Annotated in this window: 26 protein-coding genes; 22 read left to right on the plus strand and 4 right to left on the minus strand. The window is 69.6% G+C overall.

The features are described from left to right. Positions 1–31: 31 nt before the first annotated feature. Positions 32–676 (minus strand): class I SAM-dependent methyltransferase, encoded by a 645-nt coding sequence (locus QE416_RS10690; protein ID WP_307316043.1) that lies wholly within the window; start codon positions 674–676, stop codon positions 32–34. 86 nt (positions 677–762) lie between these two features. On the opposite strand from QE416_RS10690, the gene hflX reads away from it, so the two are divergent. Continuing rightward, positions 763–2,280 (plus strand): GTPase HflX, encoded by a 1,518-nt coding sequence (hflX, locus tag QE416_RS10695; protein ID WP_210071868.1) that lies wholly within the window; start codon positions 763–765, stop codon positions 2,278–2,280. A gap of 134 nt (positions 2,281–2,414) precedes the next feature. Here hflX and QE416_RS10700 read toward each other — a convergent pair whose 3' ends face one another. Both QE416_RS10700 and lexA read right to left on the minus strand, forming a co-directional pair. Next, complete coding sequence (locus tag QE416_RS10700; RefSeq protein ID WP_307316045.1) at positions 2,415–4,301, minus strand: prolyl oligopeptidase family serine peptidase; 1,887 nt, start codon at positions 4,299–4,301, stop codon at positions 2,415–2,417. A gap of 97 nt (positions 4,302–4,398) precedes the next feature. Continuing rightward, positions 4,399–5,088 carry a transcriptional repressor LexA gene (gene lexA, locus QE416_RS10705; RefSeq protein ID WP_210071866.1) on the minus strand — a complete coding sequence of 230 codons (690 nt, stop codon included), beginning with the start codon at positions 5,086–5,088 and terminating at the stop codon, positions 4,399–4,401. A 258-nt stretch (positions 5,089–5,346) separates the two neighbouring features. Here lexA and QE416_RS10710 point away from each other — a divergent pair, with 258 nt between their 5' ends. Genes QE416_RS10710 through QE416_RS10735 form a run of 6 tightly spaced genes read left to right on the plus strand, consistent with a single transcriptional unit; the run spans position 5,347 to position 9,673 of the window. After that, complete coding sequence (locus tag QE416_RS10710) at positions 5,347–5,697, plus strand: LysM peptidoglycan-binding domain-containing protein (protein ID WP_267786641.1); 351 nt, start codon at positions 5,347–5,349, stop codon at positions 5,695–5,697. Between the two features lie 46 nt (positions 5,698–5,743). Then, positions 5,744–6,838, plus strand: coding sequence for a histidinol-phosphate transaminase (locus tag QE416_RS10715; RefSeq protein WP_267786642.1), 1,095 nt, complete (start codon positions 5,744–5,746; stop codon positions 6,836–6,838). Next, on the plus strand, positions 6,835–7,449 hold the full coding sequence (gene hisB / locus QE416_RS10720) for an imidazoleglycerol-phosphate dehydratase HisB (protein ID WP_210071863.1): 615 nt from the start codon (positions 6,835–6,837) through the stop codon (positions 7,447–7,449). Before QE416_RS10715 ends, hisB begins: the two co-directional genes overlap by 4 nt. Beyond that, positions 7,446–8,096 (plus strand): imidazole glycerol phosphate synthase subunit HisH, encoded by a 651-nt coding sequence (hisH, locus tag QE416_RS10725; protein ID WP_210071862.1) that lies wholly within the window; start codon positions 7,446–7,448, stop codon positions 8,094–8,096. The genes hisB and hisH overlap by 4 nt, the downstream gene beginning before the upstream one ends. Before the next feature lie 46 nt (positions 8,097–8,142). Next, positions 8,143–8,889, plus strand: a complete 747-nt coding sequence (gene priA, locus QE416_RS10730) for a bifunctional 1-(5-phosphoribosyl)-5-((5-phosphoribosylamino)methylideneamino)imidazole-4-carboxamide isomerase/phosphoribosylanthranilate isomerase PriA (RefSeq protein WP_210071861.1) — start codon at positions 8,143–8,145, stop codon at positions 8,887–8,889. Continuing rightward, entirely contained in the window at positions 8,873–9,673 is an 801-nt protein-coding gene (locus QE416_RS10735) for an SseB family protein (protein ID WP_307316053.1), read from the plus strand. Before priA ends, QE416_RS10735 begins: the two co-directional genes overlap by 17 nt. A 265-nt stretch (positions 9,674–9,938) precedes the next feature. Here the strand turns inward: QE416_RS10735 and QE416_RS10740 are convergent, their stop codons facing one another. Next, on the minus strand, positions 9,939–10,364 hold the full coding sequence (locus QE416_RS10740) for a DUF1844 domain-containing protein (protein ID WP_373458847.1): 426 nt from the start codon (positions 10,362–10,364) through the stop codon (positions 9,939–9,941). A 227-nt stretch (positions 10,365–10,591) separates the two neighbouring features. Between QE416_RS10740 and infC the strand changes: the two genes are divergently transcribed. The 15 genes from infC (at position 10,592) to argF (ending at position 25,704) form a co-directional block, all read left to right on the plus strand. Further along, on the plus strand, positions 10,592–11,236 hold the full coding sequence (gene infC / locus QE416_RS10745; protein ID WP_144782047.1) for a translation initiation factor IF-3: 645 nt from the start codon (positions 10,592–10,594) through the stop codon (positions 11,234–11,236). Between the two features lie 47 nt (positions 11,237–11,283). After that, on the plus strand, positions 11,284–11,478 hold the full coding sequence (gene rpmI, locus QE416_RS10750; RefSeq protein WP_013583375.1) for a 50S ribosomal protein L35: 195 nt from the start codon (positions 11,284–11,286) through the stop codon (positions 11,476–11,478). 29 nt (positions 11,479–11,507) lie between these two features. Further along, positions 11,508–11,891 carry a 50S ribosomal protein L20 gene (rplT, locus tag QE416_RS10755; RefSeq protein WP_056227445.1) on the plus strand — a complete coding sequence of 128 codons (384 nt, stop codon included), beginning with the start codon at positions 11,508–11,510 and terminating at the stop codon, positions 11,889–11,891. A gap of 112 nt (positions 11,892–12,003) precedes the next feature. Next, positions 12,004–12,801 (plus strand): RNA methyltransferase, encoded by a 798-nt coding sequence (locus QE416_RS10760; RefSeq protein ID WP_210071858.1) that lies wholly within the window; start codon positions 12,004–12,006, stop codon positions 12,799–12,801. A gap of 75 nt (positions 12,802–12,876) precedes the next feature. Further along, complete coding sequence (locus tag QE416_RS10765; protein WP_373458848.1) at positions 12,877–13,635, plus strand: amino acid ABC transporter ATP-binding protein; 759 nt, start codon at positions 12,877–12,879, stop codon at positions 13,633–13,635. Between the two features lie 132 nt (positions 13,636–13,767). Further along, entirely contained in the window at positions 13,768–14,688 is a 921-nt protein-coding gene (locus QE416_RS10770; protein ID WP_307316057.1) for a glutamate ABC transporter substrate-binding protein, read from the plus strand. 78 nt (positions 14,689–14,766) lie between these two features. Beyond that, the gene (locus QE416_RS10775) at positions 14,767–15,417 is read left to right on the plus strand and encodes an amino acid ABC transporter permease (protein ID WP_267786646.1); all 651 of its coding nucleotides are present in this window, start codon (positions 14,767–14,769) and stop codon (positions 15,415–15,417) included. Beyond that, the gene (locus QE416_RS10780) at positions 15,414–16,331 is read left to right on the plus strand and encodes an amino acid ABC transporter permease (RefSeq protein ID WP_210071855.1); all 918 of its coding nucleotides are present in this window, start codon (positions 15,414–15,416) and stop codon (positions 16,329–16,331) included. The genes QE416_RS10775 and QE416_RS10780 overlap by 4 nt, the downstream gene beginning before the upstream one ends. An 83-nt stretch (positions 16,332–16,414) precedes the next feature. Beyond that, a complete protein-coding gene (gene pheS, locus QE416_RS10785) occupies positions 16,415–17,455 on the plus strand; it encodes a phenylalanine--tRNA ligase subunit alpha (protein ID WP_267786647.1) in 1,041 nt (346 codons plus the stop codon). Continuing rightward, positions 17,455–19,965 (plus strand): phenylalanine--tRNA ligase subunit beta, encoded by a 2,511-nt coding sequence (pheT, locus tag QE416_RS10790; RefSeq protein WP_267786648.1) that lies wholly within the window; start codon positions 17,455–17,457, stop codon positions 19,963–19,965. Before pheS ends, pheT begins: the two co-directional genes overlap by 1 nt. A gap of 502 nt (positions 19,966–20,467) precedes the next feature. Continuing rightward, positions 20,468–21,517 carry an N-acetyl-gamma-glutamyl-phosphate reductase gene (gene argC / locus QE416_RS10795; protein ID WP_307316064.1) on the plus strand — a complete coding sequence of 350 codons (1,050 nt, stop codon included), beginning with the start codon at positions 20,468–20,470 and terminating at the stop codon, positions 21,515–21,517. Next, entirely contained in the window at positions 21,514–22,671 is a 1,158-nt protein-coding gene (gene argJ, locus QE416_RS10800) for a bifunctional glutamate N-acetyltransferase/amino-acid acetyltransferase ArgJ (RefSeq protein ID WP_307316067.1), read from the plus strand. The genes argC and argJ overlap by 4 nt, the downstream gene beginning before the upstream one ends. Beyond that, a complete protein-coding gene (gene argB / locus QE416_RS10805; protein ID WP_210071850.1) occupies positions 22,668–23,570 on the plus strand; it encodes an acetylglutamate kinase in 903 nt (300 codons plus the stop codon). Before argJ ends, argB begins: the two co-directional genes overlap by 4 nt. Continuing rightward, a complete protein-coding gene (locus QE416_RS10810) occupies positions 23,567–24,784 on the plus strand; it encodes an acetylornithine transaminase (protein ID WP_307316071.1) in 1,218 nt (405 codons plus the stop codon). The genes argB and QE416_RS10810 overlap by 4 nt, the downstream gene beginning before the upstream one ends. Then, positions 24,781–25,704 (plus strand): ornithine carbamoyltransferase, encoded by a 924-nt coding sequence (gene argF, locus QE416_RS10815; RefSeq protein ID WP_210071848.1) that lies wholly within the window; start codon positions 24,781–24,783, stop codon positions 25,702–25,704. Before QE416_RS10810 ends, argF begins: the two co-directional genes overlap by 4 nt. The last annotated feature ends 19 nt before the right edge of the window (positions 25,705–25,723 follow it).

Consider the following 25,723-nt stretch of genomic DNA (forward strand, 5'->3'; position numbering starts at 1 on the left):
TCCGGTCTCGGTGAGGCGGATCGCCGCGCCGTCAGGAGACGACGTCGATGAGCTCGCTCGGCGGCGAGCCGTGCTTGCGGACGCGCAGCACACGGAAGCCCCGGCCGGTGGCGGCGCGCTGCACGCCGTAGCCGTCGGGGAAGGTCGCGGCCAGCCAGCGCTGCAGCGAATCGGAGCCCAGGTTGCGCTGCACGACGAACCAGCCGTCGCTGCGCTCCGAGAGGCGCGGGATCCAGTGCCGCAGCATGCCGTGCAGCTCGGACTTGCCGACGCGGATCGGCGGGTTGGATCGGATGGTGCGGAACGAGACGTCGTCGGGAACATCCTCGGGCCGAACGGCGTTGAGGTTGTCGAGGCCGAGCGAATCGGCGTTGCGTCTCACGAGATCGAGAGCACGCTCGTTGACGTCGACCGCCCAGACGGTCGCGTGCGGTGAGGCGAGCGCCAGAGACAGCGAGATCGGACCCCACCCGCACCCCAGGTCGAGGAAGTGCCCGCCGGCGGGAGGGGGCGGGGTGTTCGCGAGCAGCACCGATGTGCCGGCATCCACATGGTCGGGACTGAAGACGCCGCCGGCCGTGACCACCTCGAGCTCTCGACCGGCCAGCGTCACGCGGAGGTGGCGGAGCTGCTCGGGACTCGACGGCGACGCGCTGAAGTAGTGCTCGCTCCCCATCACGCCAGGATATCCGACCGTCCGCCGCACCGCGGGGACGGATAAAGTGCCAGAACACGCGGGAACACCGCGAACGGAAGGAACCCATGACCGAACAGACCACACCCCCGAGCACCGACGCGTCTCCGGTGGATCCGGTGGACCGCGTGCTCTCGCGCGCCGAAGCGCACCGCGGGGTCCGGGTCTTCGGCGCCGCTCAAGCGCTCCAGGACGTCACCACGGCCTACGGCGGCGACTCCGACGGCGATCAGTGGGACCGCGAGGAACGTGCGGCGCTGCGCCGCGTCGCAGGTCTGTCCACAGAGCTCGAAGATGTCACCGAGGTCGAGTACCGGCAGCTGCGCCTCGAGAACGTCGTGCTCGTCGGCGTGCACCCTCAGGGCGAGCAGGCGGATGCCGAGAACTCCCTGCGCGAGCTGTCGGCTCTGGCAGAGACGGCCGGTGCCGTGGTGCTCGACGGTGTGCTGCAGCGCCGGCCGCATCCGGACCCGGCGACCTATGTCGGACGCGGCAAGGCGGCGGAGCTGCGCGACATCGTCGCCGCCGTCGGTGCCGACACCGTGATCGCCGACACGGAGCTCGCCCCGAGCCAGCGGCGCGCCCTCGAAGACGTCGTCAAGGTCAAAGTGATCGACCGCACGACGGTGATCCTCGACATCTTCAGTCAGCACGCCAAGAGCCGCGAGGGTAAGGCTCAGGTCGAGCTCGCGCAGCTCGAGTACCTGCTCCCGCGTCTGCGCGGGTGGGGTGACTCGATGTCGCGTCAGGCCGGTGGACAGGTCGGCGCCGGCGGTGCCGGTATGGGCTCACGCGGACCCGGTGAGACGAAGATCGAGCTCGACCGCCGCCGCATCCGCACGAAGATGGCGCTGCTGCGCAAGCAGCTGCGCGACTTCGCTCCCGCTCGCGAGGCCAAGCGCGCCGAGCGAAAGCGGCACACCATCCCGTCGGTGGCCATCGCCGGGTACACGAACGCCGGTAAGTCGAGCCTGCTGAACCGCCTCACGAGCGCCGGTGTCCTGGTCGAGAACGCCCTGTTCGCGACGCTGGATGCCACGGTCCGCCGCTCCGAGACGAGCGACGGCCGCGTGTACACGCTGACCGACACGGTCGGTTTCGTGCGGAACCTCCCGCACCAGCTCGTCGAGGCGTTCCGGTCCACGCTCGAGGAGGTCGGCGACGCCGACGTCATCTTGCACGTCGTCGATGCCTCGCACCCCGACCCGGCCGCACAGCTCATGACGGTGCGCGACGTGATGGGCGACGTCGATGCGAACTTCGGTCAGGAGATCGTCGTCTTCAACAAGGCCGACCTCGTCGGCGAAGACGACCGCCTCGTGCTGCGGGGGCTCGCGCCGAACGCGAAGTTCGTCTCCTCGCGGACGGGTGAGGGCATCGACGAGCTCCGCGCCGCGATCGAGGACGCCCTTCCGCTGCCGGCGGTCGAGGTGCAGGCGGTCGTTCCCTACGACCGTGGCGACCTCGTCTCAGCCGTCCACGAGAGCGGACTCATCGTGGCGCAGGAGCACCGCGAGAGCGGAACGTTCCTGCACGCGCACGTGGGCGCTCGTCTCGCGGCGGAGCTTGCGGCATTCGGAGCCTGACCCGAGGCGGCGTCACGGGCCCCTGCGCGTAGGCGCGGGGCCCGTCGCCTCTCCCGGGGGGAGCGGTGGGTCCTCTCGGACGCGGGGCCGCTCCGCGTGCAGCGTCGTCTGCGTCCGTTGCGTCCCGCGCGGACTCAGCCGAGCTCGAGCGCCGGAGTGCCCGGTGTCTCGAAGCCGAACACCGCGCCGAGGAAGCCGAGTTCGCGCTCGAGCGAGTCGATCACCGTCTCGGACCGTCGGAACCCGTGGCCCTCGCCCTCGTAGCGGACGTAGGCGTGCGGCACGCCGTGTGCGGTCAGAGCATCGCGGATGGCCTCGGCCTGCGACGGCGGGACCACCCGGTCTTCCGAGCCCTGCAGGATGAGCAGGGGTACACGGAAGAGCTCCGGGCGCCCCAGGGGCGAGCGCTCGAGGTACACCGCCTCGGCCTCGGGCAGGGGCCCGATGAGGCCATCGAGGTAGCGGGCCTCGAAGTCGTGCGTGTCCTCCGCCAGGGCCCGGGCGTCTCCGACGCCGTAGCGCGAGATGCCGGCCGAGAACACGTCGGTGCGGGTCACGGCAGCCAGCACCGTCCAGCCGCCCGCCGAGCCACCCGCGATGGCGAGACGATCAGGGTCGGCGAGCCCCGCCTCGGCGAGGGCGGATGCGGCGGCCGCCACGTCGTCGACGTCGACCACGCCCCACTGGCCCCTCAGCCGGTCTCGGTACGCGCGGCCGTACCCGGTCGAGCCGCCGTAGTTGACGTCGAGGACGCCGATACCGCGACTGGTGAAGAACGCCGTCTTCGCCGAGGGGGCGGGGCCCACGTGCGAGGTGGGTCCGCCGTGGACGAGGACGACGTAGGGCGGGCGCTCGCCCGCGGCCGGCGCGACGCCGGGGTTGGTGGGGGCGTAGGCGAAGGCGTGCACCGGGCCATGGGGTCCGTCGGTGGACAGGGCGCGGGCTGCCGGCATCCATTCGTCTCCCCACGAGCCGGAACCGCCGGTGACGAGTTCCACCGCGCCGGAGTCGAGGTCGACGAGCCAGAGCCCCGAGCGTCCGCGGGCATCGGACCCCGAGACGAGGACGCGCGAGCCTCGGACGTCGTCGATCGCGGCCCCCGCGACGACGGGCACGTCGATCGGGCGCACGCCGCTGGGGGCGATCTCGACGATCTCGTCTGCCCCGTTCGTGCGGACCGCGACGACGCGTCCGTCGGCGGCTGCGCCGAACCAGCGGGTGCCGAGCACCCACAGGCCTCCGCCGGTGTCGGCATCGGCCGGGGCGAGGGGCTGGGCGTCGCCATCGAGAGGACGGCGGAAGAGGTTCCAGCGACCCTCGGGGTCGTCGGCGTAGAGCAGCTCGTCGTCCGCGATCCAGACGGGCTGCAGCGGTGCGCGTCGTTCCCCGCCGGCCACGTCGAGGATGACCCCCGTTTCGAGGTCGGCGACACGGAGGGTCGTGGCGTCCCACGGCATGTCGGGGTGGTTCCACACGATCCAGGCCAGACGACGGCCGTCGGGGGAGAGGGCGGGCTGCGCGAGGAAGTCGCTGCCCTCGGCGAGCACCTCCGTCGCGCCGTCGAGCGGGATGCGCACGATCTCGCGGCGCGGCACGCGGGACGCACCGTGTGTCTCGCGGACGGCGAGGAGCACCCCGTGCTCCCAGCGGAGGCCGCCGTGGCGTACGGCGTCGTCGGCGGGAGTGAGGGGTCGCGCGGTCCCGCCCGGGCGAAGCGCCCACACGCGTTGGTCGGTCTTCTCGACGTAGTACAGCTCGCCATCGTCGGACGCGGTCCACGCGCCGCCGCCGTACTCGTGGACGGCGGAGCGGGCGTTGGCGGGTGCGGGGAGAACCGTCTCTACGGAGCGGTCGGCCCGGCGACGCTTCACCGCGACACGACCGGCTTCGTGGGGGAGGGACTCGCCCCACCAGATCTCGTCGCCCACGAGCCGAGCCCCGTCGACGCGCGGTGACGCCTGCGCGACGGACTCGGGCGTGATCGGGGAGGGCCAGGAACCGTAGGGGAGGGTGTCAGCCATGACCCCAGCCTAGGCAGGGCCTACGACATCCACCCGCGTGGAACGGAAGAGGCCGGATGCCACCTTTGGGTTCGCATCCGGCCTCGAGTCGTCGGGCTCAGACGGTACGCAGCACCGCGACGACACGACCGAGGACGACGGCCTCGTCGCCGAGGATCGGCTCGAACGCGCTGTTGCGGGGGAGCAGCCACGTGTGGCCGTCGCGCCGACGGAAGGTCTTGACCGTCGCCTCGCCGTCGAGCATGGCGGCGACGATCTCGCCGTTCTCGGCCGTGGCCTGCGACCGGATGACGACCCAGTCGCCGTCGCAGATGGCCGCGTCGATCATCGACTCGCCCGAGACCTTGAGCATGAACAGTTCCCCCTTGCCGACGAGCTGGCGCGGGAGGGGGAAGATCTCCTCGACCTGCTGGTCGGCCGTGATGGGCACGCCGGCTGCGATACGACCGACGAGGGGCACCAGGGCGGCGTCGCCGAGGGCGGGAGCGGCGTCGGCGGGGTTCTCCGCGGCGGCGCCGGGGAGGTCGATGAGCACCTCCATCGCGCGCGTCTTGCCGGGGTCGCGGCGAAGGTAGCCGCTGAGCTCCAGCTGGTTGAGCTGGTGGGTGACGCTTGAGAGCGACTTGAGCCCGACCGCGTCGCCGATCTCGCGCATGCTCGGCGGATACCCGTGCCGCGCGATGGATCGCTGGATCACTTCGAGGATCGCCAGCTGCTTGTCGCTGAGATTCTTGCGCCGCCGGGTCTGCGGCCGTTCGCGGCCGGCGGCGGTCGTCGCGTCGGTCATCTGTGCTCCCCTCGCGCCGCGCAAACCACGGCGGAAATTCGAATGTCGGAGGTTGGTGATGAGGTCTCCGTGTCGAAACCGTATCCGGTCGACGACCCGATTGACACGGAGGCCCACGCGTGTCGCGTTCGATTCGTCTGCGATACACGAGGTCTTGACACTCGAACAGGTTCGAATATAGATTCGGAATACAGATTCGCACCACCGCCCTCCCGGCCGAGGGTGGGGTGCGAATCTCTCCCCACCAAGGAGCACATCATGAGCAGCATCGCCCTCACCGCCCCGTCCACTCGCCTGCGCATCACCGCGCGTGGCCGTCGTGTCGTGGCGTTCCTCGTTTCCCTCCCGATCGTCGCCGTGCTCTCCGTGGCGATCGTCGGTGGCGGATCCGCCCTCGCCTCCGGCGACGCCGGCGCTCCCGCCGGTTCGTTCACCGAGATCACCGTCATGAGCGGCGAGACCCTGTGGTCGATCGCCGAAGACGTGGCCCCCTCCGCCGACCCGCGCGACGTGGTGGCAGAGATCACGCGCCTCAACGCTCTGCCCGGCGGCTCGGTGTCAGCGGGTCAGCGCATCGCGATCCCCGCCGAGTACGCCCCCGCGGCCTGAACGACGGGTCGCGGCTCGTGCGCCTCGACTCCGCTCGACGCCTACGATGGGTGAGGTGACCGTACGCCTCGACGACCTTCCTCTTCGCGACGATCTGCGGGGTATGACCCCGTACGGAGCCCCGCAGGCTGCACTGCCCGTGGCGCTCAACGTGAACGAGAACACGCATCCTGTTCCGTCCGAGGTGGCTGACGACATCCTGGACGCCGTCGCTCGGGCGCTTCGGGACGTCAACCGGTACCCCGACCGCGAGTTCACCGGACTGCGCGAGGCCTTTGCGGGATACCTCGGGCACGGCCTGAACCCCGAACAGATCTGGGCGGCCAACGGCTCGAACGAAGTGCTCCAGCACATCTTGCAGGCCTTCGGTGGCCCCGGCCGTACGGCGATGGGCTTCGCTCCCACCTATTCCATGTACCCGATCCTCACGCGCGCCACGGGTGCGCGCTGGGTCACCGGGGAACGGGAGCACGACTTCACCCTCTCGCCCGCGTCAGCTGCGGCGCAGGTGCGCGAGCAGCGGCCCGACGTCGTCTTCCTCTGTGCGCCGAACAACCCGACGGGAACGCCTCTGCGCCTCGACGTGGTGGAGGCGGTGTACGACGCCACCGACGGCATCGTGATCGTCGACGAGGCGTACGAAGAGTTCGCCCCGCGGGATGAGCCGTCGGCGGTTTCTCTGCTCCCCGACCGCCCGCGGCTGGTCGTCTCGCGCACTATGAGCAAGGCCTTCGCCTTCGCCGGCGCCCGGGTGGGCTACCTCGCGGCCGACCCCGCGCTGGTCGACGCTCTCCGCCTGGTCCGTCTTCCGTACCACCTGAGTGCTCTCACGCAGGCGGCGGCGACCGCGGCTCTCGGCCACGCCGAGACGATGCTGTCGATGGTCGACGACATCGTGGCGCAACGCGACCGCATCTCTGCGACGGTGTCGGCGCTGGGCTATACGGCCCACGAGTCGTGGACCAACTTCGTCCTGTTCGGCGGTGTCGACGACCCGGCAGCCACCTGGAAGGCGCTTTACGACCGGGGTGTCCTGATTCGAGACGTCGGCATCGCCCACCACCTCCGCGTGACCGCGGGAACGGCCGACGAGACCACCGCATTCCTCGACGCGCTCGCCTCGGTAGGATCGCGATCATGACCGGCCCCGCCTCGCCCCGTACCGCTTCGATCACCCGGGAGACGAGCGAGTCCCGCGTCGAGCTCGAGCTCGACCTCGACGGTCGAGGCGTCAGCGACATCTCGACGACCGTGCCGTTCTTCGACCACATGCTCACCGCGTTCGCGAAGCACTCCCTGACCGACCTGCGCGTCCGCTCCACGGGTGACACCCACATCGACGCCCACCACACGGTCGAAGACACCTCGATCGTGCTCGGACAGGCCATCCGTCAGGCGCTCGGCGACAAGTCCGGTATCGCGCGCTACGGCGACGCTCTCGTGCCGCTCGACGAGGCCCTCGCGCAGGCCGTGGTCGACATCAGCGGTCGTCCCTACCTCGTGCACACCGGCGAGCCCACGGGCTTCGAGCACCACCTCATCGGCGGTCACTTCACCGGGTCGCTCGTGCGTCACTCGTTCGAGGCGCTCTCCATCCACGCCGGACTGACCGTCCACGTCCGTGTTCTGGGTGGGCGCGACCCGCACCACATCGCCGAAGCCGAGTACAAGGCGCTCGCGCGTGCCTTCCGCCAGGCCAAGGCTCTCGACCCCCTCGTCGACGGCATCCCGAGCACCAAGGGCGCATTGTGACGCGGAGACCCGTCGTCGCCGTCTTCGATTACGGTTCGGGCAACGTCCACTCCGCGGTCAAGGCGCTCATCGAGGCGGGCGCCGACGCGCGGCTGACTTCCGACCGTTCTCTGCTGCTCGACGCCGACGGGCTGCTGGTCCCCGGCGTCGGCGCGTTCGGTGCGGTCATGGGCGCGTTGAACGACAGCCGGGGCGGCGAGATCATCGATCGTCGTCTGGCGGGCGGTCGCCCCGTCCTGGGTATCTGCGTGGGCATGCAGGTCATGTTCGCGCGCGGTATCGAGCGCGGCGCCGACACCCCCGGCCTGGGGGAGTGGCCCGGAACCGTCGCGGAGCTCGAGGCGCCGGTGCTCCCGCACATGGGCTGGAACACCGTGGCACCCGGTGACGGGTCACGCCTGTTCGACGGCCTCGAGAAGGAGCGGTTCTACTTCGTGCACTCGTACGCGGCGCAGGACTGGTCGCTCGAGGTCGCCCCGCCGTTCCCCCAACCCGTTCTGACCTGGTGCACGTACGGGGCGCCATTCCTGGCGGCCGTCGAGAACGGCCCCCTGTCGGCCACCCAGTTCCACCCGGAGAAGTCGGGCGAAGCCGGCATCCGTCTGCTCGCCAATTGGATCGACGGGCTGCGCACGACTACTGTGTGACCTCGTGCCCCGGCTCGGCGAGATGCGCCGAAGGGTGCGAGGAGCCATGAACGATTTCGCGTCCACGCCCGAACTTGTGCTGCTTCCCGCGGTCGACGTCGCCGACGGCAAGGCCGTCCGTCTGACCCAGGGTGAGGCCGGTACAGAGACCAGCTACGGCGACCCCGTCGATGCCGCCGCGGACTTCGCCCGGCAGGGCGCTCAGTGGATCCACCTCGTGGACCTCGACGCCGCCTTCGGTCGCGGCAGCAACGCCAGCGTCATGCGCAAAGTGATCAAGCAGGTCAAGGGCGTGCAGGTCGAGCTGTCCGGCGGCATCCGCGACGACCGTTCCCTCGAGGCGGCTCTCGAGAGCGGCGCGAGCCGTATCAACCTCGGCACCGCGGCCCTCGAGAACCCCGAGTGGGCCGCCGACGTCATCAACCGCTACGGCGAGGCGATCGCGGTCGGTCTCGACGTGCGGGGCACGACCCTCGCCGCGCGCGGCTGGACCCGCGACGGCGGCGACCTGTGGACGGTGCTCGAGCGCCTCGAAGACGCCGGTTGCAGCCGATACGTCGTCACCGACGTCACGAAGGACGGCACTCTCCGCGGCCCCAACATCGAGCTGCTGCGCGAGATGACGCAGCGCACCCCCAAGCCGATCGTCGCCTCGGGCGGCGTCTCGAGCCTTGACGACATCGCGGCCCTGCGCGAGCTCGTCCCGCTCGGTGTCGAGGGCGCGATCGTCGGCAAGGCGCTCTACGCGGGCCAGTTCACCCTGGCCGAGGCGCTGGATGTCGCCGGACACTGACGATCCGCACGGCCACGCCCGCGGCGCCCACGCGGATTCCGCAGGCGTCCCGTGGGAGGGCCGGAGCTTCTCGGCCAACCCCCACTCGGGGGACGACGGATCCGCCGATCCGGCGCTGCTGGCGGCTCTCCTGGCGTTCCGCGCGGGCGAGGGCGATGCCCGCTCCGTCGTCGACGCGTATCGCGACGCGCGCTTGCTCATTCCGTTGGTGGCGGAGAAGGGCGACCACGGCATCGGAGCGCACGGCCTCAATGTCGACAAGACCCAGGAACTGTCGATCGTGACGGTAGCCGCGCCCGACGGTCGCAAAGTGCTCCCGGTCTTCACCTCGGTGACGGCTCTGCAGACGTGGGATGCCACCGCACGGCCGGTGCCCGCCGACGGACGGCGCACGGCGCTGGCGGCGGCATCGGAGGACACCGAACTCATCGTCGTCGATCCCGCGTCAGAGACGGAGTTCGTCATCCGCCGTCCGGCCGTGTGGGCGATCGCTCAGGGCGAGCCCTGGGAGCCCGCGCACACCTCGCCCTCGATCTTCACCGGGCTTCACGAGAGCATCGCCGGAGAGCTGGCCGTCCTCGATCTCGCCGTCGAGTCGGGAGACCCGACCGGGCGTCTGCGCGGGCCTGAACTCGTCGTGCACCTGCAGCTCATGTCCGGCCTCGAGCAGGAGGAACTGGATGCCACGCTGGCGCGTCTGGCGCGACGCTGGTCGGCGGACGATCGGATCGCTGTCCTCGTCGACTCCCTGACGGTCAAGCTCCACCGCAGCACCGAGTCCTGACGGGGGCGTTCCGCTCGTCACCAGAACAGGACGGTGCGTCGAGAACAGGCCACCCCGGCGTCCGGACCCCTGTCCTCGTGACATCCCCTGTGCTCGTGACAGCAGCCGGGGCGTCGCCCGCTCCCATACCCCGCGGATGTCACGGAAGAGGTGGCCTGCGGCACAGGGCGCAGTGATGCCCCCTTCCCCGGGCAATCGGGGAAGGGGCCCCACTCTTGCCTTGGGAAGGGGGCATCACGAAGCCCGGTACCCCAGAACGACAGACTTACGTGACGGGCCCCGTCCACTTCTCGCCCGGGCCCTTGCCGATCGGGTCCTGGATCGTCGACGCCTCGCGGAAAGCCAACTGCAGCGACCGCAGGCCATCGCGCAGGGAGCGGGCGTGCATGTCGCTGATCTCGGGAGCTCCGGCGGTGATGAGGCCGGCGAGGGCGTTGATGAGCTTGCGGGCTTCGTCGAGGTCGAGCTGCTGGCCGGGGTCGTCGGCGAGTCCGGTCTTGACCGCGGCGGCGCTCATGAGGTGGACCGCGGCGGTGGTGATGACCTCGACGGCGGGGACATCGGCGATGTCACGCGTGGCGGAAGAGGCTGCACGCTCCTGCTCCTCCCAGCGGGCGAGGCGCTCGTCTTCGGCTCCGTGGCGGTGTGTGCCCTGGTCGTGGGCGGGCTGGTCGGAGGGGATCGTGTCCACGTGAATCTCTCTGCTAGACTATGGCGGGCTTCGGAGTGTTTCACTCCGTACGAAAGAGGATCACATCCCACCCGCGCTTGCCGCTCCAGGCTACCGGGTTCCCGCACTCCGCTCCGTTTCCCACGGGGTTGCCTGGGTGCAGAAGCCGGTGCCGAAAGCACCGTGCCGGGTGGCGTGTCTCTCCTCTTCGCCCGCGATTCCGATGGATCGCGGCGGCCACCACCCGTATGAAAGAGGAGTTCCGCATCAGCGATCCCCGCACCAACGAGCGCATCCGAGTCCCGGAGGTCCGTCTCGTCGGACCCAACGGCGAGCAGGTCGGCATCGTCCGAATCGAAGCTGCGCTGCGCCTGGCCCAGGAAGCGGACCTCGACTTGGTCGAGGTCGCGCCGAGCTCGAAGCCGCCCGTGGTCAAGATCATGGACTACGGCAAGTTCAAGTACGAGGCCGCTCAGAAGGCCAAAGAGACGCGTCGTAACCAGGCGAACACCGTCCTCAAAGAGGTCCGGTTCCGTCTGAAGATCGAGGCTCACGACTACATCACCAAGCTCAAGCGCGCCGAGGGCTTCCTCCAGGCGGGCGACAAGGTGAAGGCCATGATCTTGTTCCGTGGTCGCGAGCAGTCGCGTCCCGAGCAGGGTGTCCGTCTGCTCCGCAAGTTCGCCGAAGACGTCGCCGAGTTCGGCACGGTCGAGTCGAACCCCACGATCGACGGCCGCAACATGGTGATGGTGGTCGCCCCTCACAAGAACAAGTCCGAGGTCAAGACCGAGCAGAACGCGCAGCGCACGGCGAACCGTGAAGCCGCGCGTAGCGCCGCTCGAGGCGACTCGGCACCCACAGACGAAGCTGCTCCGGCGTCCGCCGAGTAAAGCTCCCCGACTCCCGCTCCGGCGGGAACCCCAACGAAGGAAGACAGATGCCGAAGCAGAAGACCCACTCGGGCGCCAAGAAGCGCTTCAAGCTCACCGGTAGCGGCAAGCTCATGAAGCAGCAGGCCGGCATGCGCCACAACCTCGAGGGCAAGGCCTCCAAGCGCACCCGTCGCCTCAACCAGGAGCAGGTCCTGGCCAAGGGTGACTCCAAGGTCGCCAAGAAGCTCCTCGGCCTCTGAGCGCCGACGCACGTTAGGAAGAATGAGAAATGGCTAGAGTCAAGCGGGCAGTAAACGCCCACAAGAAGCGTCGCGTCATCCTGGAGCGCGCGTCCGGTTACCGCGGTCAGCGTTCGCGCCTGTACCGCAAGGCCAAGGAGCAGGTCACCCACTCCCTGGTCTACGCGTACCGTGACCGTCGCAAGCGCAAGGGCGACTTCCGTCGTCTGTGGATCCAGCGCATCAACGCCGCTTCGCGCGCGAACGGCATGACGTACAACCGCTTCATCCAGGGCCTCGGCCTCGCGGGTGTGCAGGTCGACCGTCGCATGCTCGCCGAGCTCGCCGTGAACGAGCCCGCCGTGTTCGCGTCGCTCGTCGCGACCGCGAAGGCCGCGCTGCCGACCGACGTCAACGCTGCGAAGACCGCGTAAGACACGTCTTCTCGAAACGGGCGTCCTCTTCGGAGGGCGCCCGTTTCGTCGTTCCCGCGAGTCGTTCGCGCGGCGTGGGGAAAGCATTCCGTCTGCGCCATACACTGGGGTCGTGCTCGAGAACCCCCGTTCGCCCCGGGTGCGCGCCGTGGCGAAGCTCAGCAAGCGCGCTGCCCGCCAGGAGACAGGCCTGTTCCTGCTCGAAGGTCCGCAAGCCGCTCGCGAGGCGCTCGCCTGGGCGCCCGAGACCGTGCTCGAGGTGTACGCGACATCTGCCGCTCTCGACAAGCACACCGACGTGCGCGATGCCGCCGAGCAGGCGGGTGTCGACCTGCAGGTCACCACCGAAGCGGTTCTGGACGCCATGGCCGACACCGTCACGCCGCAGGGGATCGTCGCGGTGGCGAGGCAGGCGCCCACCGCGCTGAAGGACATCCTGGCGGGGGAGCCTCGCCTGGTCGCGATCTGCGAGGAAGTGCGTGATCCCGGCAATCTGGGCACGATCATCCGAGCCGCGGATGCCGCGGGAGCCGACGCCGTGATCCTGACCGGCCGGACCGTCGACCCTTACAACCCCAAGGTCGTACGCTCGACCACCGGCTCGCTCTTCCACCTGCCGATCGCGGTCGATCTCGAGCTGGCGGACGTCGTCGCCCGCGCTCACGAGGCGGGGTTGCGCATCGTCGCCGCCGATGTCGAGGGCACCGATTTCTTGGCATCCCGAGAGCTTCTGTCGGAGCCGACGGCCTGGCTGTTCGGTAATGAGGCCCGCGGTCTCGACGAGTCCGCCCTGGCTCAGGCGGACCTCGCTCTGCGCCTGCCGATCTACGGTCGCGCCGAGTCCCTCAACCTGGCCACCGCGGCGAGCGTCTGCCTCTACGAGACGGCTTTCGCGCAGCGAGCACGCTGACCCCTGCTGTTACAGAACGGTTAAGGCGTGCGCAGGAATGTGGTCGGGCGCCCAGCATCCTCATAGGGTGAGGACATGGCATCCGTTCCCCCGAAGACCGAGCCCTTGGTCGTCGTCTCCGACGTCCAGAAGCATTATGGGCAGTTCCAGGCTCTGAAAGACATCGACCTCACCGTCGACCGCGGCGAGGTCGTCGTCGTCATCGGCCCGTCGGGTTCCGGCAAGTCGACGCTGTGCCGCACCATCAACCGTCTCGAGACCATCACGAGCGGTTCGATCACGATCGACGGTAAGGAGCTTCCCAAAGAGGGGAAGGGCCTGGCCGAACTGCGTGCCGACGTCGGCATGGTGTTCCAGTCGTTCAACCTCTTCGCACACCTGACGATCCTCGAGAACGTCACGCTCGGGCCCATCAAGGTCCGCAAGATGAAGAAGGCGGATGCCGAGAAAGAGGCGCGTGCGCTTCTCGATCGCGTGGGCGTGGGCCACCAGGCCGACAAGCTCCCCGCCCAGCTCTCGGGTGGACAGCAGCAGCGTGTGGCGATGGCCCGTGCGCTGGCGATGAAGCCCAAGGTCATGCTCTTCGACGAGCCGACTTCGGCTCTCGACCCCGAGATGATCAACGAGGTGCTCGACGTCATGGTCGGCCTCGCCAAGGACGGCATGACGATGATCGTCGTCACCCACGAGATGGGCTTCGCGCGCAAGGCCGCGAACCGCGTGGTGTTCATGGCCGACGGGCAGATCGTCGAGCAGGCGACGCCCGAGCAGTTCTTCACCCGCCCCGAGTCCGACCGTGCCAAGGACTTCCTCTCGAAGCTCATCACGCACTGAGGCTTTCCCCTGACGGCGATGAACGAGGAGGTTCTTCCGCCGACCGCATACGCACCGTTCCCCCCGGTCGATCTCGCGCGCCGTCACTGACGACCCCTATCCGCACAGCACACGTAACCAAGGAGACATCACATGCGTAAAACTCGTTTTCTCGCCGGCGCGAGCATCGTCGCCGCCGGCCTGCTGGCCCTGACGGCCTGCAACAACGGCACCCCGGGCGCAGCACCCGGTTCCGACGGCGGCAGCGGCTCCGACGCCCCCGTCTACGGCGCGGTCGCCACCGACGTGAAGATCGACGGCAGCCCCACGTTCGAGAAGATCACCTCGGCCGGCAAGATCGTGGTCGGCGTGAAGGAAGACCAGCCCGGCCTCGGCTACCTCGACCCCGTGACGGGCGAGCGCAAGGGCTTCGACGTCGACGTCGCGCGCTGGATCGCCGCGTCCCTCGGGTACGACCCGGCCGACACCTCGAAGGTGGAGTACAAGGCCATCGCCTCGGCGAACCGCGAGCAGGCCATCATCAACGGCGACATCGACTACTACGTCGGGACCTACTCGATCACCGACAAGCGCAAGGACCAGATCTCCTTCGCCGGTCCCTACTTCCTGACCGGTCAGGGCCTGCTCGTGGCCGCCGACAACGACACCATCACGGGCAAGGACTCGCTCACGGCCGAGACCACCGTGTGCTCGGTGACCGGCTCGACGCCGATCCAGCGGATCCGCGAGCAGACGCCGGCCAAGGTCGTCGAGTTCGACACCTACTCGCAGTGCGTCGAGAAGCTGAAGAACGGCGAGGTCGACGCGGTGACCACCGACGAGGCCATCCTCCTCGGCTACGCCGCGCAGGACCCCGACAACCTCAAGATCGCGGGCGAGCCCTTCAGCGAGGAGCGCTACGGCGTCGGCATCGCCAAGGGCGACACCGCCTTCCAGGAGTTCGTGAACACCATGTTCACCGATGGCGGTTCCACCTGGGAGGCCATCTTCGAGAAGAACCTCGGCGCCTCGGGCGTCAAGGGCGAGCAGCCGGCGGTCGACCCCGTCAGCTGATCTCCCGGTGCGGGCGGCGCACACCGCGCCGTCCGCACCGCCCGACGAGGACGACGAGAGAGAAACGGACAGCGAACGGTGAACCAGATCTTCGACTACCCCGACCTGTGGGCGCAGGCGCTCTGGGGGACGGTCGTGCTCTTCTTGGGCGGCGGCCTGATCGCGCTCGTGCTCGGCTTCATCGTGGCCGCCATGCGCGTGTCGCCCGTGCCCATCGCGCGCGCGGTCGGCGCGGTCTACGTGAACTGGATCCGCAACACCCCGCTCACGCTGGTGCTGTTCTTCTTCGCGTTCTGCGTCCCGCTGCTGATCGACGTCCCGCGCGGCAGCTTCTTGACGCTGGCCGTGTGCGGCCTCGGCATCTACACCGCGACCTATGTGGCCGAGACCCTGCGCGCCGGCATCAACACCGTCCCCGTCGGCCAGGCGGAGGCGGCTCGCGCGCTCGGCCTCGGTTTCGGCCAGGTCATGACGCTCGTCGTGCTGCCCCAGGCGACCCGCTCGGTCATCCCGCCGATGATGAGCGTCTTCATCGCCCTGCTCAAGAACACCACCGTCGCCGCCGGATTCTCGGTGGTCAACCTCGGAAACATCCGAGCGACGATGAGTGAGAACGGCGAGAACCAGCTCGTCACCATCCTCCTCGTGATGGCGGTCTTCGTCATCCTCGTCCTGCTGCTCGCTGGGCTGCAGAACGCCGCCGAGAAGAAGTGGAAGGTCGCCCGATGAGTTCCTCCGTCCTCTATGACGTGCCGGGTCCCCGCGCGCAGCTGCGCAACCGCATCCTCGGCGTGATCACGCTCGTCTTCGTCGCCGCCGTCATCGGCTTCGTCGTGTGGCGCTTCATCGACACCGGCCAGTTCTCGGCGGCGAAGTGGAACGTCTTCAGCTACAGCGCGATCTGGGAGCGATTCGGTCAGGCGACGCTGGCGACTCTCGCGGCGTTCGCCGTCGCGGCCGTCGGCGCGCTCGTCCTCGGATTCATCCTCGCCATCGGCCGCATGTCCGACCACCGCTGGGTGCGCCTTCCGGTCGGGTGGGTCGTCGAACTGCTCCGCGCCGTCCCCGTCCTCGTCTTCATGCTGTTGCTGTACTACGGCCTGCCCGTCGTCGGTATCAAGATGTCGTCGTACTGGGCCGTCGTCATCGCGCTGATCCTCTACAACGGCTCGGTCCTGTCCGAGGTCATCCGCGCGGGCGTCGAGGCGCTGCCGCGCGGCCAGAGCGAGGCCGGGTACGCCGTGGGGCTGCGCAAGGCCGGCGTGATGCGCCTGATCCTGCTTCCGCAGGCGATCCGCGCCATGCTGCCCGTGATCATCGCCCAGCTCGTGGTGACGTTGAAGGACACCGCCCTCGGCTTCATCATCACCTACCCCGAACTCCTGTACTTCGCACGTCTGCTGGGATCGAATGGCGAGTACGGGTCGCCGCTGATTCCCGCCGCGATGGTCGCCAGCGTCATCTACGTCGCGATGTGCCTCGCCCTGTCGTACACCGCGCACCGCGTCGAGATCGGTCTGCGCCGGTCGCCGAAGGGCGGCAACGTCGCCCCCGCCGAGCCGGCGGGGCAGACCGGCACCGACACCGAGCTGATCGTCGCTCAGCGCGGTCTCGGGAAGCACGACCCGGGTTCTCCCGCCTGACGCTCTCGGCAGACACTCCGAGTGACGATGTGACCGACCGACGGGCGGGGCAGTGTCCCCGCCCGTCGGTAGACTCTCATCTCGTGTCCGACGCACCCGAGATCACCCCTGAGGCCGTCGCCTCCGCGGTCGATGACGCGCTTGCCGCCATCGCCGCAGCCGCGACCACGGCCGAGCTGAAGTCCGCCCGTTCCGCGCACACGGGGGAGCAGTCCTCTCTCGCGCAGCTGAACGCCCAGATGCGCAATGTCGCCCCCGAGCACAAGGCCGCCTTCGGCAAGCTCGTCGGGCAGGCGCGCGGTCAGGTGAACCAGGCGCTCGCCGCTCGAGAGAGCGAGCTGGCCGAAGCCGAGACCGCCGCCCAGCTCGAGGCCGAGCGCATCGACGTCACCGCCCTTCCGCAGCGCGCACGCGTCGGGGCCCGGCATCCGATCTCGCTCCTCCAGGAGCAGGTGTCGGACATCTTCGTCGGCATGGGATGGGAGATCGCCGAGGGCCCCGAGCTCGAGCACGAGTGGTTCAACTTCGATGCGCTGAACTTCGACGTCGACCACCCCGCGCGTCAGATGCAGGACACGTTCTTCGTCGACCCGGTCGCGCGCCACCTGGTGCTGCGCACCCACACCAGCCCCGTGCAGGTGCGGTCGATGCTCGAGCGCGACCTGCCGATCTACGTGCTGTGCCCGGGCCGGGTCTACCGCACCGACGAGTTCGATGCGACGCACCTGCCGGTGTTCACGCAGTTCGAGGGTCTTGTCATCGACAAGAACATCACGATGGCGCACCTCAAGGGCACGCTCGATCACGCTGCGCGCGTGCTGTTCGGGCCCGAGGCCAAGACGCGCTTCCGCGCGAACTTCTTCCCGTTCACCGAGCCGAGTGCCGAGCTCGATCTGTGGCACCCCACCTTCAAGGGCGGGGCGCGCTGGATCGAGTGGGGCGGGTGCGGGATGGTCAACCCCAACGTCCTTCGGGCCGCAGGCATCGACCCCGAGGAGTACTCGGGCTTCGCCTTCGGCATGGGCATCGAGCGCACGCTCATGTTCCGCAGCGACGTGCAAGACATGCGCGACATGGCCGAGGGCGATGTGCGCTTCAGCGAGCAGTTCGGAATGGTGGTCTGATGCGCGTCCCGCTCTCCTGGTTGCGCGAGTACGTCGACGTGCCCGCCGAGGCCACGCCCGACGACGTCCTCGCGGCTCTGGTGTCGGTCGGCTTCGAAGAAGAGGACGTGCACCGCTTCGAACTGTCCGGCCCGATCGTGGTCGGAGAGGTGAAGGAATTCACTCCCGAGCCGCAGTCCAACGGCAAGACCATCCGCTGGTGCCAGGTCGACGTCGGCGCCGAGCACGGGGGAGTGCGCGGCATCGTCTGCGGTGCGGGCAACTTCTTCGAGGGCGACAAGGTCGTGGTGACCCTGCCCGGCTCGGTTCTGCCCGGTCCCTTCCCGATCGCCGCCCGCAAGACCTACGGCCACGTGTCCGACGGCATGATCGCCTCGGCGAAAGAGCTGGGGCTCGGCAGCGAGCACGGCGGCATCCTGCGCCTGGTCGATCTCGGGATCGATGCGCCGGTCGGAACGGATGCCATCGCGCTCCTCGGTCTCGACGATCTCGCGGTCGAGATCAACGTCACCCCCGACCGCGGCTACGCCCTGTCGCTGCGCGGTGTCGCCCGCGAGTACTCGCACGCGACCGGGGCGGACTTCCGCGATCCGGGCCTCGGGCACGATGAGGCTGCAGCGCGCACGCCCTCCGGTTTCCCGGTCACGGTCGCCGATCAGGCACCCATTCGCGGACGCCACGGCGCGACCGAGTTCGTGGCGCGGATCGTGCGAGACGTCGACCCCTCGCGTCCGACGCCGCCGTGGATGATCACGCGCCTGTCGCTCGCCGGAATCCGCTCCCTCGGGGTGCTCATCGACATCACGAACTACGTCATGCTCGAGCTCGGCCAGCCGATCCACGGCTACGACCTCGACCGTCTGCGGGGCGGCATCACGGTGCGCCGCGCGGAGCAGGGCGAGAAGCTCGAGACCCTCGACGGCCAGGTTCGTTCGCTCCACGCCGAAGACCTGCTGATCACCGATGAGTCGGGGCCGATCGGTCTCGCCGGCGTCATGGGCGGCGGGCTCACCGAGATGAGCGACGCCACGCGCAACGTGCTCATCGAGGCCGCCACCTTCGACCAGGTATCGATCGCCCGCACCGCGCGTCGACACAAGCTGCCCTCCGAGGCCTCGCGCCGTTTCGAGCGCGGCGTCGACCCGCTCGTCCCGTACGTGGCGGCGGAGCGCGTCGCCACGCTGATGGTCGAGCTGGCCGGCGGCACGCTCGACACCGAGCTGGGCGCCTCGCTCGGTTCGACCTACCGTCGCGAGGCCATCACGCTTCCGTCGGGCTTCGTGCCCGGTCTGATCGGCGTCGAGTACACCGACGACGAGATCGTCTCGGCCCTGCGCCTCATCGGCTGCACGGTCGACGAGCGCGACGGCGGCTGGTCCGTGACCGCACCGTCCTGGCGTCACGACCTCGGCGACAAGTGGACGTTGGCCGAAGAGGTCGCGCGCATCGAGGGTTACGACCGCATCCCGTCCGTGCTCCCGACGCCCCCGTCGGGTCGCGGCCTCACCTCCGCTCAGCAGGGGCGCCGTCGCGTGGCGAACGCTCTGGCCTCGGCCGGCTTCGTCGAGACGCCGTCGTTCCCGTTCACCACCGAAGAGCAGAACGCCCTGCACGGCTCGCCGTCAGGCGACCGGCTGCCGAGCGTGAAGCTCGCGAACCCGCTCGACGGCCTGGCGCCGTTCCTGCGCCGCTCCCTCGTCCCGGCTCTGCTGCAGGTCGCGCACCGCAACGTCTCACGCGGCATCGTGGATCTCGCGCTGTTCGAGACCGGCACGGTGTTCCTGCCGAAGCCCGGCGTGCAGTACGGCACCCCGTCGGTGCCGCCGCTGGCCGTGCGACCGGACGCCGCGACGCTCACGGCCCTCGACGCATCGATTCCGCCGCAGCGTCGCCATATCGCCGTGCTGCTGACGGGACACACCGTGGCCAAGCAGCCCGGCCAGGCCGCGGTGGCAGCGGACCTCGCCGCCGCCGTCGACGCCGTGCGCGTACTCACCGCCGCCGCGGGTCTCGACATCGAGCTGGTGCAGGCGCAGCGTGCAGCCCTGCACCCGGGTCGCACGGCTCGCGTGCTCGCCGCGGGGACCGACATCGGCTACGTCGGCGAGCTGCTGCCCGCGGTCGCTGCCGCCGCCGACCTGCCCGGTCGCGTTCTCGTGGCCGAGCTCGACCTCGACGCGATGCTCGAGCTCGCTCACGCGCGCGTGGTCGCGGCATCCCTCTCGAGCTTCCCGGCCGCGACTCAGGACGTGTCGTTGACCATTTCGACCGACGTCGCCGCCGGCGCGGTGCGTGCCGCGCTTCTCGAGGGCGGGGCTCCGCTTCTCGAAGGCGCTCGGCTCGTCGACGACTACCGCGGCCCGGGTCTGGCCGAGGGAACGAAGAGCCTGACCTTCGCCCTGCGCTTCCGGGCCGAGGACCGCACGCTCACCGCAGCCGAGGCGACCGAGGCGAAGCTCGCCGGTGTCGCCGTGGCCGCCGAGCGTTTCGGCGCCGCGATTCGCGACTGAGCATTCCACGCGTTCTGGAGCGTCGCCGGCTCAGGCCGTGCGGCGCTTCGGCGTTCCCGCCGTCGGCGGATTCTCTCGTCGACGGCGTGGTGTGCGTCACACGCTCGGACGCGATCGCGCACGGTGGGCCTGCCCTCACCGCCGGTAAGGGGGGCTGCCGGAAGCGCCCGGCGATGAGGGCAGGTACTTCATCATACCGGTTGTTTGTCCCCCATTTGGGGGACAAAGGGGGGCGGGCATCTCAGTTCGTGCTCGCATCGATCGTCACCGGCCGGCGGGAGGCTCGATTTGCCCCCATCCCTGCGCTGCGGATACCCTCGCCACATGTCGTCGATCACCGTGCGCACCGAGGAGCTCTTCGTGAGCACCGGTGGCGAGCGTCGACGTCGGGTCGCGCGCCGATTCTCGGCGACCTCGTAACCCGCCTTCGGTCGGGCGTACGGGCGTCGCCGCCCCGGTTCACGCTGATTTCAGCACCAGCCCCGACTCGTAAGGTGGATACATGACCCTCTCGGTCGCCGTCTCCGGCGCTTCCGGCTATGCGGGCGGCGAGATCCTCCGCCTCCTGGCCTCTCATCCCGACGTCGAGATCCGCACCGTCACCGCGCACTCCAGCGCGGGGCAGCCCCTCGTCGCCCACCAGCCGCACCTGCGTTCCCTCGCGCACCTCGAGCTGAAACCGACGACTCCCGAGGTGCTCGCCGGGCACGACGTGGTGTTCCTCGCCCTGCCGCACGGGCAGTCCGCGCAGTACACCGACGCCCTGGCCGAGACCCCGCTCGTGATCGATGCGGGTGCCGACCACCGCCTCACCTCGGCGGAGGACTGGGCGGCGTTCTACGGCGGGGCTCACCCCGACCCGTGGGCCTACGGCGTCCCCGAACTGCCCGTCGCGGGGGGAAAGCAGCGCGAGAACCTCCGCGGGGCCGCGCGTATCGCCGCTCCCGGCTGCAACGCCTCCACCGTCGCTCTCTCCCTCGCTCCCGGTGTCGCCGCCGGAGTCATCGATCCTTTCGACATCGTGTCGGTGCTCGCCGTGGGTCCCAGTGGTGCCGGGAAGTCGGCCAAGACGAACCTCCTCGCGAGTGAGATCCTCGGCTCCGCCAACCCATATGCCGTTGGCGGTACGCACCGTCACATTCCCGAGATCCGCCAGGCGCTGGTGGCAGCCGGAGCGCCGAGCGACGGCGTACGGCTCTCTTTCACTCCCGTTCTGGTTCCGATGTCGCGCGGCATCCTCGCCACCTCGTCCGCTCCGATCCGGGAGGGAGTGACGGATGCCGAGATCCGCGGCGCCTGGGAGACGGCTTACGCAGGCGAGCCCTTCGTCGAGCTGCTTCCCCAGGGCGTCTTCCCGCGGACGGCCGACGTGCTCGGCGCCAACATCGCATCGATGGGAATCGCGATCGATCGCGCGGCGAACCGGGTGACGGTCGTCGCGGCGGTCGACAATCTCGTCAAGGGCACCGCCGGCGCTGCCATCCAGTCCATGAACCTGGCGCTGGGTCTCGCCGAGACCACCGCCCTTCCCCTGAACGGAGTCGCCCCGTGAGCGTGACCGCCCCCGCAGGATTCGAGGCCGCCGGTGTGGCGGTCGGCCTGAAATCGACCGGCGCGCGCGACGTCGCCCTCGTGGTCAACCGCGGCCCGCTCAAGGTGGGTGCCGCCGTCTTCACGTCGAACCGCGCCAAGGCCAACCCGATCCTCTGGTCGGAGCAGGTCGTCAAGGACGGCACGATCGAGGCGGTCGTCCTGAACTCCGGCGGTGCCAACTGTTTCACCGGTTCGTTCGGCTTCCAGACCACTCATCAAACCGCTGAGCGTGCCGCCGAGCTCCTCGGTGTCGGGGCGGGCGATGTGGTGGTGTGCTCCACCGGCCTCATCGGCACGGGGGACGAGGCGTTCCGGGCCAAGGTTCTGCGGGGCGTCGACGAGGGCGTGGCCGCTCTGTCCGCCGAGGGCGGAGAAGACGCGTCGCTGGCGATCATGACCACCGACTCCCGGCCCAAGCGCGCGGTCCACGCCGGTGAGGGATGGTCGATCGGCGGGATGGCGAAGGGTGCCGGCATGCTCGCCCCGGGCCTGGCGACCATGCTCGTCGTTCTCACGACCGACGCCGTGCTCGACGCCGCCGAGGCCGACGCGGCCCTTCGCTCTGCGACGCGGGTCAGCTTCGACCGCCTCGACTCCGACGGGTGCATGTCGACCAATGACCAGGTCACGCTCCTCGCCAGCGGAGCCAGTGGCATCCGCGTGGATGCCGATGAGTTCGCCGCCGCGCTCGCCGCGGTGTGCGACGATCTGGCCGCGCAACTGCAGGGCGATGCCGAGGGCTCCAGCCACGACATCACGATCGAGGTCGTGAACGCCGCGAGCGAGGACGATGCCGTCGAGGTCGGTCGCTCGGTCGCTCGGAACAATCTGTTCAAGGCGGCGATCTTCGGCAACGACCCCAACTGGGGCCGCGTGCTCGCCGCGATCGGCACGACCGACGCGGCCTTCGACCCGTACGACGTGGACGTATGGATGAACGGGGTGCGCGTGTGCACCGCCGGCGGCCCCGACCGCCCCCGCGAAGACGTCGACCTCACCCCGCGCGCCACCGACCTCGTCATCGACCTGCGCGTCGGCGTGGCGACGGCGACGATCCGCACCAACGACCTCACGCACGACTACGTCCACGAGAACAGCGCTTACTCCTCATGACCCACGTCGATCTCCAAGACACCGATCCCGCCCAGGCGAGCGAACGGGCGGTCACGCTCGTCGAGTCGCTGCCCTGGGTGCGCAAGTACCGCGACCAGGTGGTGGTGGTGAAGTACGGCGGGAACGCCATGGTCAGCGACGAGCTGCAGAACGCTTTCGCCGCCGACATCGCCTACCTCCGCTACGTCGGCGTCAAGCCCGTCGTCGTGCACGGCGGCGGCCCGCAGATCTCGTCGATGCTCGACCGCCTCGACATCCCGAGCGAGTTCCGCGGCGGTTACCGCGTGACCTCGACCGAGGCGATCAGCGTGGTCCGCATGGTGCTGACCGGGCAGATCAACCCGCAGCTGGTGGCGAAGGTCAACGCCCACGGCCCCCTGGCCACCGGCCTGAGCGGCGAAGATGCGGGACTCTTCGGCGGCCGCCGTCGCGGCGTCGTCGTCGACGGTGTCGAGCACGATCTCGGTCGTGTCGGCGATGTCGTCACGGTCGACCCGCAGCCGGTCCTCGACCACCTGGCCGCCGGCCGCGTGCCGATCGTGTCGAGCATCGCGCCCGACCTCGACAACCCCGGCACCTCGTTGAACGTGAATGCGGATGCCGCGGCAGCGGCGCTCGCGACGGCCCTCAACGCCAAGAAGCTCGTCGTGCTCACCGACGTCCCCGGGCTCTACGCCGATTGGCCGAACCGTGACTCGTTGGTGTCGCACCTAACCTCGACGGAGCTGCGCGCGATGCTCCCGAAGCTCGAGTCGGGGATGATCCCAAAGATGCAGGCGTGTCTCGACGCCGTCGACGGGGGAGTGCCCACCGCGGCCATCATCGACGGACGCGTGCCGCACTCGGTGCTCGTCGAATTGTTCACCAGCAAGGGAATCGGAACGGAGGTGGTCGCATGACCACCGCAACCTGGCAGGACGACGCCGGACGCGACCTGGTCCGCAGCTTCGGCGACCGCATGGCGCTGTTCGTGCGCGGAGAAGGCGCGTACGTCTGGGACAGCGAGGGCACCAAGTACCTCGACTTCCTCGCGGGCATCGCCGTGAACGCCCTGGGCCACGCGCACCCCGTGTTCGTGAAGGCGATCACCGATCAGGCGGCCACGCTCGCGCACGTGTCGAACTACTTCGCCACGCCCCCGCAGTTGGCGATGGCCGCGCGCCTGAAGCGTCTCGCGGGCACGGGCGAGTCGGGCCGTGTGTACTTTGGCAACTCGGGTGCCGAGGCCAACGAGGCCGCTCTCAAACTCGCGCGCCTGCACGGTCGCGGTACCGACCGCACCCGGATCCTGACCCTCAAGGGCGGCTTCCACGGCCGCACGATGGGTGCCCTCGCCCTCACCGGCAAGCCCGCGTTGCAGGCCGATTTCCTGCCGATGGTGCCGGGCGTCGAGCACATCGACGCCACCATCGACGCTCTCGAGACCGCGATGGACGAGCGCGTGGCGGCGCTGCTCGTCGAGCCCATCCAGGGCGAGGCCGGGGTCGTCGAGCTGCCCGAGGGCTACCTTCAGGCTGCGCGCGAGATCACCGCGCGCCACGGGGCCCTGCTGATCGTCGACGAGATCCAGACCGGTGCCGGTCGCACGGGCGCCTGGTTCGGCTTCCAGCACGCCGGGATCGTCCCCGACGCGATCACGGTCGCCAAGGGCATCGGCGGCGGCTTCCCGATCGGCGCGCTCATCACCTTCGGCGCGGCCAGCGACCTCTTCTTCCCCGGCACGCACGGCTCGACCTTCGGCGGCAACGCCCTGGGCACCGCGGTCGGCGGGGCCGTGCTCGAAGAGATCGAGTCGGCGGGACTGGTCGAGAACGCCGCCCGCCGCGAGATCCAGCTGCGCGAGGGGATCGCCGCCCTCGGCTCCCCGCTCGTCTCGGGCGTGCGCGGTCGCGGTCTGCTCCTCGGCATCGGGCTCAACAGCCCCGTCGCCAAGGCCGTGGTGGCCGCCGCCCAGCAGCACGGCCTGGTGGTCAACGCCGCGAACGACGACTCGATCCGCATCGCGCCGCCCCTGACGATCCAGGATGCCGAGGTCTCGGCGTTCCTCGACCTCTTCGGTGCCGCGCTGGCCACCGTCTCCGATGCCCTGATCCTCGAAGGAGCCCCCGCGTGACCCGCCACCTGCTGCGTGACGACGACCTGACCCCGGCCGAGCAGGCCGAGATCCTCGACCTCGCGATCGAGCTGAAGAAGGACCGCTGGGCGCAGAAGCCGCTCGAGGGTCCTCAGACCGTCGCCGTGATCTTCGACAAGTCGTCGACCCGCACGCGTGTGTCGTTCGCGGTCGGGATCGCCGACCTCGGCGGTTCCCCGCTGATCATCTCGACCGCGAACAGCCAGCTCGGCGGCAAGGAGACCCCCTCCGACACCGCGCGCGTGCTCGAGCGCCAGGTCGCCGCGATCGTGTGGCGCACCTACGCGCAGGCGGGTCTCGAAGAGATGGCGCGCGGGACGCGCGTTCCCGTGGTGAACGCGCTCAGCGACGACTTCCACCCGTGCCAGCTGCTGGCGGACCTGCTCACGATCCGCGAGCACAAGGGCGAGCTGAAGGGCCTGACCCTGTCGTTCTTCGGTGACGGTCAGAGCAACATGGCCCACTCGTACGTCCTCGCGGGAGTCACCGCCGGCATGCACGTGCGTGTCGCGGCCCCGGCCGACTACGCGCCGCGCGCCGACGTGATCGCCGACGCCGAGCGCATCGCCGCCGAGACCGGCGGGTCGATCACCCTGCTCGCCGACCCCGAGGCCGCGGCATCCGGAGCCGACGTCGTCGTCACGGACACGTGGGTCTCGATGGGCAAAGAGGAGGAGAAGATCGCACGCATCCGCGACCTGGGCGGCTTCAAGGTCACCGGCGAGCTCATGGCGCGCGCCGACGACGACGCGATCTTCATCCACTGCCTGCCCGCCGACCGCGGCTACGAGGTCGACGCCGAGGTCATCGACGGGCCGCAGAGCGTCGTCTGGGACGAGGCCGAGAACCGCCTGCACGCCCAGAAGGCGCTCCTGGTGTGGCTTCTGCGTCAGCAGTGACCTCTTCGCCGCTCGGCCG

The organism is Microbacterium sp. SORGH_AS_0421, assembly GCF_030818635.1.
GTDB lineage: Bacteria > Actinomycetota > Actinomycetes > Actinomycetales > Microbacteriaceae > Microbacterium.